Source organism: Streptomyces boncukensis, assembly GCF_011045075.1.
Classification (GTDB): Bacteria; Actinomycetota; Actinomycetes; order Streptomycetales; family Streptomycetaceae; genus Streptomyces; species Streptomyces boncukensis.
In genome coordinates this window covers 1-12,156 of record NZ_JAAKZZ010000204.1, presented here as the reverse complement: position 1 = coordinate 12,156, position 12,156 = coordinate 1, and the positions used below count along the sequence as shown (strand labels likewise).

The 12,156-nt window shown below is 73.0% G+C and carries 9 protein-coding genes and 1 pseudogene; 7 read left to right on the top strand and 3 right to left on the bottom strand.

Annotation, left to right across the window (positions count from 1 at the left end):
- Positions 1–148 precede the first annotated feature (148 nt).
- Positions 149–1,123: an HAD family hydrolase gene (locus G5C65_RS19640; RefSeq protein WP_165300188.1), complete on the bottom strand. Its 975-nt coding sequence runs from the start codon at positions 1,121–1,123 to the stop codon at positions 149–151.
- Between the two features lie 113 nt (positions 1,124–1,236).
- Here G5C65_RS19640 and G5C65_RS19635 point away from each other — a divergent pair, with 113 nt between their 5' ends.
- The 6 genes from G5C65_RS19635 (at position 1,237) to hemB (ending at position 7,789) form a co-directional block, all read left to right on the top strand.
- The gene (locus G5C65_RS19635) at positions 1,237–1,482 is read left to right on the top strand and encodes a glutaredoxin family protein (RefSeq protein WP_165300187.1); all 246 of its coding nucleotides are present in this window, start codon (positions 1,237–1,239) and stop codon (positions 1,480–1,482) included.
- A 305-nt stretch (positions 1,483–1,787) separates the two neighbouring features.
- Complete coding sequence (locus G5C65_RS19630; protein ID WP_165300186.1) at positions 1,788–2,648, top strand: redox-sensing transcriptional repressor Rex; 861 nt, start codon at positions 1,788–1,790, stop codon at positions 2,646–2,648.
- The gene (locus tag G5C65_RS19625) at positions 2,645–3,961 is read left to right on the top strand and encodes a glutamyl-tRNA reductase (RefSeq protein ID WP_165300185.1); all 1,317 of its coding nucleotides are present in this window, start codon (positions 2,645–2,647) and stop codon (positions 3,959–3,961) included. Before G5C65_RS19630 ends, G5C65_RS19625 begins: the two co-directional genes overlap by 4 nt.
- Positions 3,958–5,064, top strand: a complete 1,107-nt coding sequence (locus G5C65_RS19620; RefSeq protein ID WP_165300184.1) for a hydroxymethylbilane synthase — start codon at positions 3,958–3,960, stop codon at positions 5,062–5,064. Before G5C65_RS19625 ends, G5C65_RS19620 begins: the two co-directional genes overlap by 4 nt.
- 149 nt (positions 5,065–5,213) lie before the next feature.
- Positions 5,214–6,800: a bifunctional uroporphyrinogen-III C-methyltransferase/uroporphyrinogen-III synthase gene (locus G5C65_RS19615; protein ID WP_165300189.1), complete on the top strand. Its 1,587-nt coding sequence runs from the start codon at positions 5,214–5,216 to the stop codon at positions 6,798–6,800.
- Positions 6,797–7,789 carry a porphobilinogen synthase gene (hemB, locus tag G5C65_RS19610; protein WP_165300183.1) on the top strand — a complete coding sequence of 331 codons (993 nt, stop codon included), beginning with the start codon at positions 6,797–6,799 and terminating at the stop codon, positions 7,787–7,789. Before G5C65_RS19615 ends, hemB begins: the two co-directional genes overlap by 4 nt.
- 162 nt (positions 7,790–7,951) lie before the next feature.
- On the opposite strand, the gene argS is transcribed toward hemB, so the two are convergent.
- A complete protein-coding gene (gene argS / locus G5C65_RS19605; RefSeq protein WP_165300182.1) occupies positions 7,952–9,721 on the bottom strand; it encodes an arginine--tRNA ligase in 1,770 nt (589 codons plus the stop codon).
- Positions 9,722–9,903: 182 nt separating this feature from the next.
- Between argS and lysS the strand changes: the two genes are divergently transcribed.
- On the top strand, positions 9,904–11,694 hold the full coding sequence (lysS, locus tag G5C65_RS19600) for a lysine--tRNA ligase (protein ID WP_165300181.1): 1,791 nt from the start codon (positions 9,904–9,906) through the stop codon (positions 11,692–11,694).
- Between the two features lie 75 nt (positions 11,695–11,769).
- Here the strand turns inward: lysS and G5C65_RS38600 are convergent.
- A pseudogene (locus tag G5C65_RS38600) lies at positions 11,770–12,156 on the bottom strand (DUF2637 domain-containing protein); the annotation flags it as partial.

The window sequence follows — 12,156 nt, the reverse complement described above, 5'->3', positions numbered from 1 at the left end:
GCCGGGGGCGGGGCGCGGCAGCGGGGCGCGGCCCGGATCCGCGCGCCCCTGGCGGCGCCGCTGTACGGCCCCGCTGCGGGGTGCGACCAGCCACGACACGCCCGCGGCCGCGCGGCGGCCGGGCAGTGGCCGGGCGGCGGCGCGGGCGCTAGCGGCGCTTCCGCTGGAGCGCGACGGCCGCTGCCGCGCCGCCCGCGACAGCGCCCACGCCTGCGGCCGCAGGAATGCCGACCTTCGCGGCCTTGCGGCCCGTGCGGTAGTCGCGCAACCGCCAGCCCATTTCGCGAGCGTGTGCGCGAAGATTGCTGTCAGGGTTGATCGCATACGGATGTCCGACGAGCGACAGCATCGGGATGTCGTTCGCCGAGTCGCTGTACGCGGCGCACCGGCCCAGGTCCAGGCCCTCCGCCGCGGCGAGCGCGCGCACCGCCTCCGCCTTGGCCGGCCCGTGCAGCGGCTCGCCGACCAGCCGCCCGGTGTAGACGCCGCCGACCGACTCGGCGACGGTGCCCAGTGCCCCGGTCAGCCCCAGGCGGCGGGCGATGATCGTGGCCGTCTCCACCGGGGCCGCGGTGACCAGCCAGACCTTCTGCCCCGCGTCGAGATGGGCCTGGGCCAGGGCGCGGGTGCCGGGCCAGATCCGGCCCGCCAGATACTCGTCGTAGATCTCCTCGCCGATGACCATCAGCTCGGAGACCCGGTGGCCCTGGACGATGGACAGGGCGCTGTCCCGCGCGTCCTGCATATGGCCGGCGTTCTCGGAGCCCGCGAGCCGGAAGTACGCCTGCTGCCAGGCGAAGCGGGCCAGTTCGCGCTTGCGGAAGAACTTCCGCTTGTAGAGCCCGCGGCCGAAGTGGAAGAGCGCGGCGCCCTGCATCACCGTGTTGTCGAGGTCGAAGAAGGCGGCGGCGCGCTGGTCCCCGGCGACCGGGAACTCGGCCTCGTCCGCGCCGGCCCGCTCCGTACCGGCCCGCTCCGTACCGGCCCGCTCCGTGCCGGCCCGCTCCGGCTCCGCGCCGGCCAGCTCCTGCTTGCGGGCCGCCTCGGCCGCGGCCTCGCCGGCCAGCACGCTCCGCGCGGTAGCGGAGCGCCTGCGTGCGGTGAGCCATGCGCGAAGGGCCATACCGCGAGGATAGCCAGAGTGTTCGGCTTACCCGTTACGCGCGGATGTCCCGCAGCGTGACGGCGGTGAACGGCGCGGTCGGAGCACGGCCGCGCGGGGCGCAGAATGGCGGTATGGAGACCGACAGGACCGTGACGCTGATCGGAAAGCCGGGGTGCCATCTGTGCGACGTGGCACGGGACGTGGTGGCCCGGATCTGCGCCGAGACCGGCGCGGCGTGGGAGGAGCTGGACATCAACCAGGACGCGGAGCTGTACCGGAAGTACTGGGAGCAGATCCCGGTGGTGCTGGTGGACGGCGCGCAGCACGACTTCTGGCGGGTGGACCCGCAGCGTCTGCGGGCCGCGCTGACGGGCTGAGCGGGCTGGAGGCCCGGTCCGCCGGGAGCGGGCGCGCGGTCGGAGTTCGGGCTGGTTTCGATTACCATCGAGGGCGTTTTGCCGTCCTGGGGGGTATACGTGAGGAGTGTGGCCGGGTGTCCTCGTTGACACGTGTGGCGCCGGTCACGTTGGCCGGACAAAGCGGACAGTATCTTTGTGCACGCGTTCACAAAGACATAGCCTGGGCCCGACGGAGCGGTCCCGGAATTGCAGCCAAGCTGCGGCTCCGCTGCGTGGGCCCGGCTCACGACCGCTCATCGCTTCGCGCAAACGGCAGGAGCACCGTGGCAACTGGCCGACATCACCGACCGGCGACGAGCCGCAGCCGGGGGATCCCCGAGGCGACCGTCGCCCGTCTTCCGCTGTACCTGCGGGCCCTCATGGCGCTCTCGGAGCGCTCGGTGCCCACGGTCTCCTCGGAGGAGCTGGCGTCCGCCGCCGGGGTCAACTCGGCCAAGCTGCGCAAGGACTTCTCGTATCTGGGCTCCTACGGCACCCGCGGCGTCGGCTACGACGTGGAGTACCTCGTCTACCAGATCTCCCGCGAACTGGGGCTGACGCAGGACTGGCCCGTGGTTATCGTCGGCATCGGCAATCTCGGCGCGGCGCTCGCGAACTACGGCGGGTTCGCCTCCCGCGGCTTCCGGGTCGCGGCCCTGATCGACGCCGATCCGGCGCTGACCGGCAAGCCGGTCGCCGGGATCCCGGTGCAGCACACCGACGAGCTGGAGACGATCATCAGCGAGAACGGCGTGTCCATCGGGGTGATCGCCACCCCGGCGGGCGCGGCCCAGCAGGTGTGCGACCGGCTGGTCGCGGCCGGGATCACCTCGATCCTGAACTTCGCGCCGACCGTGCTGTCCGTCCCCGAGGGGGTGGACGTGCGCAAGGTGGACCTGTCGATAGAGCTGCAGATCCTCGCCTTCCACGAGCAGCGGAAGGCCGGGGAGGAGCTGCCCGGCGCGGAGGAGGAGGTCGACCCGGCCCCGCACCCCGTCTCGCCGCCCGCCGCGACGGTCACCAAGCGCGAGACCAAGCGCGACGGCAGGGACAGCAACCGCGACAGCGGCCGCGGCACCGGGCGCGACGCCAAGCGCCCCGACTCCGGACCTGACGGGGACCTGCCCGCCGTGATGCCCGCATGAGTCTGCTGGTCGTCGGCCTGAGCCACCGCAGCGCCCCGGTGAGCGTGCTGGAACGTGCCGCCTTGGAGCCGCAGGCGCGCGGCAAGCTGCTGCAGGACGCGGTGGGCGCGGAGCCCGCGGGCGAGGCGGCGGTGCTCTCCACGTGCAACCGGATCGAGCTGTACGCCGACGTGGACAAGTTCCACGCGGGCGTGGCCGAGCTGTCCACGCTGCTGGCCCAGCACAGCGGGGTGTGCCTGGAGGAGCTGACCCCGTATCTGTATGTGCACTACGAGGACCGCGCCGTGCACCACCTCTTCTCGGTGGCCTGCGGGCTGGACTCGATGGTGGTCGGCGAGGGGCAGATCCTCGGCCAGATCAAGGACGCGCTCGCGCTGGCGCAGGAGCGGCACACCGCAGGGCGGCTGCTGAACGACCTCTTCCAGCAGGCGCTGCGCGTCGGCAAGCGGGCGCACTCCGAGACCGGGATCGACAAGGCCGGCCAGTCGCTGGTGACCTTCGGCCTGGAGCAGCTCGCGGAGCAGCGGTCCGTGGACGAGTGGGTCTCCGGACGGCGGGCGCTGGTGGTGGGCGCCGGGTCCATGTCGTCGCTCGCGGCGGCGACGCTGGCCCGCGCGGGTGTGGCCGAACTGGTGATCGTCAACCGGACGGTGGACAGAGCGGACCGGCTCGCCGCGGCGCTTGCGGCGGAGCGCGGTGACGGCTTCCGCGCGCAGGCCCTCCCCATGGAGGCGGTGGCCGGCGAACTGCCCCGCGCCGACATCGTGGTGTCCTGCACCGGGGCCACCGGGCTGGTGCTGACCGCCGCCGACATCGCGGGCGCGACCCCGCTGGCCCTGCTCGACCTCGCCATGCCCCGGGACGTCGACGCGGCCGTGCACCGGATCGAGGGGGCGCGGCTCGTCGACATCGAGTCGCTCGCCGAGGCCGAGGCCGACGCGCCGATGGCCGCCGACGTGGACGCCGTGCGCGCCATCGTCTCGGAGGAGGTCGCCGCGTTCGGCGCCGCGCAGCGGGCCGCGACCATCACCCCGACCGTGGTCGCGCTGCGCACCATGGCCGCCGACGTCGTCGCCAGTGAGATGACGCGGCTGGAGGGGCGGCTGCACGGAATGGACGACAAGCTGCGCGCGGAGGTCACGCAGACCGTGCGCCGCGTCGTCGACAAGCTGCTGCACGCGCCGACGGTGCGCGTCAAGCAGCTCGCGGGCGAACCCGGTGGCGCCGGGTACGCCGACGCGCTGCGTGAACTCTTCGACCTCGACCCGCAGGCGGTCGCCGCTGTGAGCAATCCGGAACAGGAGCGGCAATGAGCAAGGCCACGGACCAGGCCACGGAGCCCGGCACGGGGCGGTCACCGGCCCCCGCGCCGGCCCGGACCCCGGCACCGACCGGGGGCCAGGGCCCGGCACTGAGGCTGGGCACCCGGCGCAGCATCCTGGCCAGGGCCCAGTCCGGGATGGTCGCCGAGCAGGTGCGCCAGCTCACCGGCCGCCCCGTGGAGCTGGTCGAGATCACCACATACGGCGACACCAGCCGGGAGCAGCTCGCGCAGATCGGCGGGACGGGCGTCTTCGTCAACGCCCTGCGCGACGCGCTGCGCGCCGGTGAAATCGATTTCGCGGTGCACTCGCTGAAGGACCTGCCGACCACCCAGCCCGAGGAGTTCACGCTGGCCGCGGTGCCGCCGCGGGCCGACCCGCGGGACGCGCTGATCGCGCGCGACGGGCTCACCCTGGCGGGGCTGGCCGGGCTGGCCGGGCCGGGCGAGTCGACCGGGGCGCGCGGGGCCGGCGACGGCCGTCCGGCCCGGATCGGCACCGGATCGCCGCGCCGGGTCGCGCAGTTGCAGGCGTGGGCCCGGGACGCCGGAACCGAGGTCGAGACCGTGCCCATCCGGGGGAATATCGACACGCGGATCGGGTACGTGCGCTCAGGCGAGCTCGACGCCGTTGTGCTCGCCGCCGCCGGGCTCCAGCGCACCGGGCGTCTCGACGAGGCGACCGAGCTGCTGTCCCCGGACGCCGTCCTGCCCGCCCCCGGCCAGGGGGCACTGGCGGTCGAGTGCGCCGCGTCGAGCACGCACCTGGCCGCCCAGCTCGCCGAGCTCGACGACCCGTTCACCCGGGCCGCCGTCACGGCCGAGCGAACCCTGCTCGCCGCCTTGGAGGCCGGTTGCAGCGCACCTGTGGGTGCGCTGGCCGACCTGCTTGCCGACCAGCAGGTTGTCACCGAAATGCGCCTGCGCGGCGTCGTCGGCACCACCGACGGCACGACGCTGGTGCAGTTGTCCACCACCGGTCCCGTACCGGCGTCCGCCGACGACGAGACGGCCCCGCAGCGCCTGGGCCGCCAGCTCGCCGACGAGATGCTCGCCAAGGGCGCGGCCGGTCTGATGGGGGAGCGAGCACTTTGAGCCCCACCGCAGCCGACAAGTCGAGAACCGCCGCGCAGCCGGCGCGACGTGCGGAGCAGACAGCAGCAGTCGCCACCGCGACCGCGAGCCAGTCGTCGGCGTCGCCGGCGTCGCCGCACCAGCACGGTGCACAGGGACACGTCACCTTCCTGGGTGCCGGGCCCGGGGACCCGGGGCTGTTGACGCTGCGCGCCGTCGAGGCGCTGTCGCAGGCCGATGTGCTCGTCGCCGACCCCCGGGTGCACGATGTCGTGCGCGCGCACACGAGGGCAGGGGTGGACACCCCGCTCCAGTCCGCGGACGAGGACACGGCAGCCGTCCCTGCGGACGGTGCAGCAGATCTTGCCATGGCCGCCGCGCGCTCCGGCAAGCGGGTGGTGCGTGCGGTCGCCGGGGACCCCGGGCTCGACTCGGACGCCGCGCAGGAGATGCTCGCACTCGCCGACGACGGCATCCCGTTCGAGGTGGTGCCGGGTGTCGCCGCAGCGGTCGGGGTGCCCGCGTACGCCGGGGTGCCGCTGCGCGATCCGCGGGGCACCGACGTGCGGTTCGTGGACGCCGCCACCGCCGACGACCGGTGCTGGACCGAGGTCGGCGTCAGCGACGCCACCGTCGTCGTCTCCACCACGCTGGAGTCCGTCGCCGGAACCGCCGGCGAGCTGGTGGCCGCCGGCCGCAAGCCGGACACCCCGCTGACGCTCACGCTGGCCGGGACGACCACCCGGCAGCGCACCTTCAGCGCCACCCTCGGCAGCATCCAGCAGACCCTCAAGCAGGCGAAGGTGCTGCCCTCCCCGGAGGGCGGACAGCCCGTCATAGCCGTGGTCGGTGAGCGCAGTGCCGCAGCCCGGCGCGATCAGCTGGCCTGGTTCGAGTCCAAGCCGCTGTTCGGCTGGCAGGTCCTGGTGCCGCGCACCAAGGAGCAGGCGGCCTCCCTCTCCGACCAGCTGCGTTCGTACGGCGCGGTGCCCGCCGAGGTGCCCACCATCGCGGTGGAGCCGCCGCGCACCCCGCAGCAGATGGAGCGCGCGGTCAAGGGCCTGGTCACCGGGCGCTACGAGTGGATCGCGTTCACCTCCGTCAACGCGGTCAAGGCCGTGCGGGAGAAGTTCGAGGAGTACGGGCTCGACGCGCGGGCCTTCGCCGGGATCAAGGTGGCGGCGGTCGGCGAGCAGACCGCCAAGGCGCTCGTCGCCTTCGGCGTCAAGCCCGATCTGGTGCCCAGCGGGGAGCAGTCGGCCGCCGGGCTGCTGGAGGACTGGCCCCCGTACGACCCCGTGTTCGACCCGATCGACCGGGTCTTCCTGCCGCGCGCCGACATCGCCACCGAGACGCTGGTCGCCGGGCTGATCGAGCTGGGCTGGGAGGTCGACGACGTCACGGCGTACCGCACCGTGCGCGCCTCGCCGCCGCCCGCCGAGACCCGCGAGGCCATCAAGGGCGGCGGGTTCGACGCGGTGCTGTTCACCTCGTCGTCCACGGTGCGGAACCTGGTCGGCATCGCGGGCAAGCCGCACAACGTCACGGTGATCGCCTGTATCGGCCCGGCCACCGCCAAGACCGCCGAGGAGCACGGGCTGCGGGTGGACGTCATGTCGCCCGAGCCGTCCGTGCACAAGCTGGCCGAGGCGCTGGCCGACTTCGGCGCCCAGCGGCGGGCCGACGCCGCCATGGCGGGAGAATCGGTGAAGCGGCCGAGCGAGAAGCGCCCGGCCAGGAGGAGGGCACGTTCGTGAGCACGTATGGCGAGTTTCCGCTGTCCCGGCCGAGGCGGCTGCGGACGACGGCGGCGATGCGGCGCATGGTCGCCGAGCACCGGCTGCACCCGTCCGATCTGATCCTGCCGGCGTTCGTGCGGGAGGGCGCGGCCGAGCCGGTGCCGCTGGGCTCCATGCCCGGCATCGTGCAGCACTCGCGGGACTCGCTGAAGAAGGCGGCGGCCGACGCCGTCTCCGCCGGCCTCGCCGGAATCATGATCTTCGGTGTCCCCGAGGACGCGAAGAAGGACGCGGCGGGCACGGCGGGCACCGACCCGGACGGCATCCTGCAGGTCGCGCTGCGGGACGTGCGGGCCGAGGTCGGCGACGACCTGGTGGTGATGTCCGACCTGTGCCTGGACGAGTACACCGACCACGGGCACTGCGGCGTGCTGGACGCGGCGGGCCGGGTGGACAACGACGCGACGCTGGAGCGGTACGCCGAGATGGCCCGCGTCCAGGCGGACGCCGGGGCCCATGTCGTCGGCCCCAGCGGCATGATGGACGGGCAGGTCGCGCACGTCCGGCGGGCGCTGGACGGGGCGGGCTTCGCCGACGTGGCCGTCTTCGCGTACACCGCGAAGTACTCCTCCGCGTTCTACGGCCCCTTCCGGGAGGCCATCGCCTCCTCGCTGCAGGGCGACCGCAAGGCGTACCAGCAGGACTGTGCGAACGGCCGCGAGGCGCTGCGCGAGCTGGCGCTCGACCTCGCGGAGGGCGCGGACATGGTGATGGTCAAGCCGGGGATGCCGTATCTGGACGTGCTGCGGGACTTCGCGGAGGCGTCCGACGTGCCGGTGGGCGCGTACCAGATCTCCGGGGAGTACGCGATGATCGAGGCGGCGGCGGAGAAGGGCATCGTGGACCGCGAGGCCGCGATCCTGGAGACGCTGACCGCCTTCAAGCGGGCCGGCGCCCGGATGATCCTCACCTACTGGGCGACGGAGGTCGCGGGGCGCCTGCGGTAGGCAGGTTTCCTGCGCTGGGCCGGGGCTGCCCCTTGCTGTTTCGTCGCAGTCTGCGGGTGCGATGGGGGTACCCCCTGCTCGAGCGAAGCCGAGAGCTTGGGGGAGGCTGGTCGCGCAGTTCCCCGCGCCCCTGGCGGGGCGCGGGGGTGCACCGACAGGCGGCTACAGCTTCTCCGGGGTGCGGATGCCCAGCAGGGCCATGCCCTGGTGCAGGGTGCGCGCTGTCAGGTCGCACAGGAAGAGCCGGTTCTCCCGCTCCGCCTCGGTGGCGGCACTGAGCACGGGGCAGTTCTCGTAGAACGGGCTGTAGAGCGAGGCCAGTTCGTACAGATACGCCGCCAGCTTGTGCGGCTCGTACTCCTGCGCGGCGGTGGCCAGCGTGTCCCCGAACTCGTCCAGGTGCAGCGCCAGCGCCCGCTCCTGCGGCGCCAGTTCCAGCTCCGGGTGCGCCGCCGGGCGCGCGCCCTCGCCGCCCCTGCGGAAGATCGAGCGGATCCGGGCGTACGCGTACTGGAGGTAGACGCTGGTGTCGCCCTGGAGGGAGACCATCCGGTCCAGGTCGAACACGTAGTCGCGGGTCATGGAGTTGGAGAGGTCGGCGTACTTCACCGCGCCGATGCCGACCTGCGCCGCGCGGTCCCGGATCTCCTCCTCGGAGAGGTCCTGCGCCTTCTCGCGGACGACGACGGCCGCGCGCTCCACGGCCTCGTCCAGCAGGTCCACCAGCCGGACCGTCTCGCCCTCCCGGGTCTTGAACGGCTTGCCGTCCTTGCCGAGCACCGTGCCGAAGGCGAGCTGCCGCGCGGCGCCCTCGGGCAGCCAGCCCGCGCGCCGCGCCGTCTCGAAGACCATCCGGAAGTGCAGCGCCTGCCGCGCGTCCACCACGTACAGCAGGGTGTCGGCCTTCAGTTCGCCCACGCGGTTGCGGATGGCGGCCAGGTCGGTGGCCGCGTAGCCGAAGCCGCCGTTGGACTTCTGGACGATCAGCGGGGTGGGCGTGCCGTCGGGCCCCTTCGCGTCCTCGAAGAAGACGCAGAGCGCCCCCTCGGAGCGCACCGCGACGCCGGACTCCTCCAGGTCCTTCACGACCTGGTGGAGGTCGTCGTTGTAGGCGCTCTCGCCGACGATGTCCGCGTCCCGGATCTCGACGTCCAGCTCGTCGTAGACACTGTGGAAGTACGTCTTCGACTCGTCCACGATCTTGTGCCAGAGGGCCAGCGTCTCCGGGTCGCCGCTCTGCAGCGCGGGCACCCGGTCCCGGGCGCGGGCCTTGAACGCCTCGTCCGAGTCGAAGAGGGCGCGGGAGGACTTGTAGAGCCGGTTGAGGCGGGCCATGGCCGCCTCGCCCTGCCCGCCGGCCTGCGCCGCGTCCGACTCGTGGTCCAGCTCGTGCGGATGCTCGACCAGATACTGGATGAGCATGCCGAACTGGGTGCCCCAGTCGCCGATGTGGTGGCGCCGGACCACCCGCTCGCCGCGGTGCTCCAGGATGTGCACGATCGCGTCGCCGATGACGGTCGAGCGCAGATGGCCGACGTGCATCTCCTTGGCGACATTCGGCTGGGAGTAGTCGATGACCGTGGTGCCGGGCGCGTCCGCGTACGGGACGCCCAGCCGGTCGTCGGCGGCGCGTGCGGCGAGCGTACGGACCAGGGCGTCGTCGGAGACCGTGATGTTGAGGAAGCCGGGCCCCGAGACCTCGATCCGGGCGATCTCACCGCTCGCGGGGAGCGCCGCGACGACCTGCGCCGCCAGCTCCCGCGGGTTGCCGCCCAGCCGCTTGGCGAGCGCGAGCATGCCGTTGGCCTGGAAGTCGGCCCGGTCGCTGCGTCGGAGGAGCGGGTCGGCGGAGGCGGCCTCCGGCAGGGCAGCCGAGAGGGCGTCCGAGACGCGCTGGTGAACCGATGCGGCGAGCGAGGGAACCGAGGCCATGGCGTGCTTACCGTTCCGTTGGGTGAGTGTGTGGAAGAGGCCAGTATCCCATGGGGGAGAGCGGGCTTTCGTGTCCCGGCCGGGGGCCCGGGGTGTCCCCCGGGGGACGGTGCCGGTGATGGGAGAATGTGAGCGCAAGGCTTGTGACGCACCAGGAACGCACAGAGAAGGAAGTGCCGGACGTGGCTCAGACCACTCATGAGGCCGACTGGGTCTCCCGTATCGCCGATGAGGTCATCGCGGAAGCGGAGCGTCGTGCCCCCGGCAAGAAAATCGTGTGCGCGTCGGGGCTCAGCCCCTCCGGCCCGATCCACCTGGGCAACCTGCGCGAGGTGATGACACCGCACCTGGTCGCCGACGAGATCAAGCGCCGCGGCCTCGACTGCGAGCACATCCTGTCCTGGGACGACTACGACCGGTTCCGCAAGGTCCCGGCCGGAGTCGAGGGCGTGGACGAGACGTGGAACGAGCACATCGGCCGCCCGCTGACCTCCGTCCCGGCCCCGTCCGGCAGCCCGTACGGGAACTGGGCGCAGCACTTCAAGGCCGCGATGGAGGCCGCGCTGGTCGAGCTGGGCGTGGAGTACCGCGGCATCAGCCAGACCGAGATGTACACCGGCGGCGCCTACCGCGAGCGGATCCTCTTCGCGATGCGCGAGCGCGCCCGGATCGACGCCGTGCTGGAGCGCTACCGGACGCTGGAGAAGTCCGGCGGCGGGAGCGGCGGGAGCGGCGGCAAGGCCGGCAAGCAGCAGCAGAAGAAGCAGCAGAAGCCGCTCGACGAGGCCGAGGTCGAGGCCGCCGAGGGCTCCGGCGCCGCGGCCGAGGACGACGGCTCCGGCGCGGGCACGGGGGAGTACTACCCGTACAAGCCGTACTGCACGGTGTGCGCCCGTGACCTCACCACGGTGACCGCGTACGACGACGAGACCACCGAGCTGACCTACCGCTGCGCCTGCGGGCACGGCGAGACGGTGCTGCTGCGCGAGTTCGACCACGGCAAGCTGGTGTGGAAGGTCGACTGGCCGATGCGCTGGGCGTACGAGAACGTCGTCTTCGAGCCGTCCGGTGTGGACCACCAGTCGCCCGGCTCGTCGTTCGTGGTCGGCGGGCAGCTGGTGCAGGAGATCTTCGGGGGCGGTCAGCCGATCGGCCCGATGTACGCCTTCGTCGGCATCAGCGGCATGGCCAAGATGTCCTCGTCCAAGGGCGGGGTGCCGACTCCGGCGGACGCGCTGCAGATCATGGAGGCTCCGCTGCTGCGCTGGATGTACGCGCGCCGCAAGCCGAACCAGTCCTTCAAGGTCGCCTTCGACCAGGAGATCCAGCGCACCTACGACGAGTGGGACGCGCTGGGCCGGAAGATCGCCGACGGCAGCGCCCAGCCCGCCGACCGCGCCGCGCACGCCCGCGCCGCCACGACCGCGCTCGGCCCGCTGACCGTCACCCCGCGCCCCCTCCCGTACCGCACCCTGGCGTCCGTCGCGGACATCACCGGCGGGCACGAGGAGCAGACGCTGCGCATCCTGAGCGAGCTGGATCCGGAGCACCCGGTGCACGCGCTCAGCGAGGTGCGGCCCCGGCTGGACCGCGCGCACCGCTGGATCACCACACAGGTGCCGGTCGACCAGCGCACGAAGGTGCGCGACGAGCCGGACGCCGAACTGCTCGGCTCGCTGGACGAGGAGCAGCGCGCCGCGCTGCGGCTGCTGCTGGACGGGCTGGACGAGCACTGGTCGCTGGACGGGCTGACCCAACTGGTGTATGGCGTACCGAAGGTGCGGGCCGGGCTCGCGCCGGACGCCAAGCCGACGCCGGAGCTGAAGGCGGCCCAGCGCGGGTTCTTCGCCCTGCTCTACCGGCTGCTGGTGGGCCGCGAGACGGGCCCGCGACTGCCCACGCTGCTGCTCGCGGTCGGCGCCGAGCGCGTCCGCGACCTCCTGGAGCCGGGCCCGGTGGACGGTGCTGGGTAGGGGCTGCCCCTTGCTGTTTCGTCGCAGGGTGCGGGTGCGGGTGCGTTGTGGCTGGTCGCGCAGTTCCCCGCGCCCCTAGCCCGCGAGGCCCATCTCGGTGTTGTAGCGGTCCTTGAACTCCCGCATATAGCCCCGCAGATAGCTCTCGCTGAGCAGGCTGCCGTCGGCGCCCGTCACGCCGAAGCCCTCGTGCAGGGCGCGGGCGAGCTGGCGGGCGTTCGGAAAGCTGCCCTGCGCGGCGACGTACTGGCGGTACGCCTCGAAGTACACCTCTTCCCGGGGCACTCCGTCGGGTATCCCCAGGGGCCGGTCGTCGTCCTCCGGCGTCCCCAGCGCCCGCCGCCGCCCGCCGGGCGTCACGGGCACGGTCACCCGGGGAGCGGTCGCATGCTGCTCGGCTGCGGCGTAGGCGGGCTCCCCCACCCGCTGCGGCTCCGGGGCGGGTTCGGGCTCCGGGGCGGG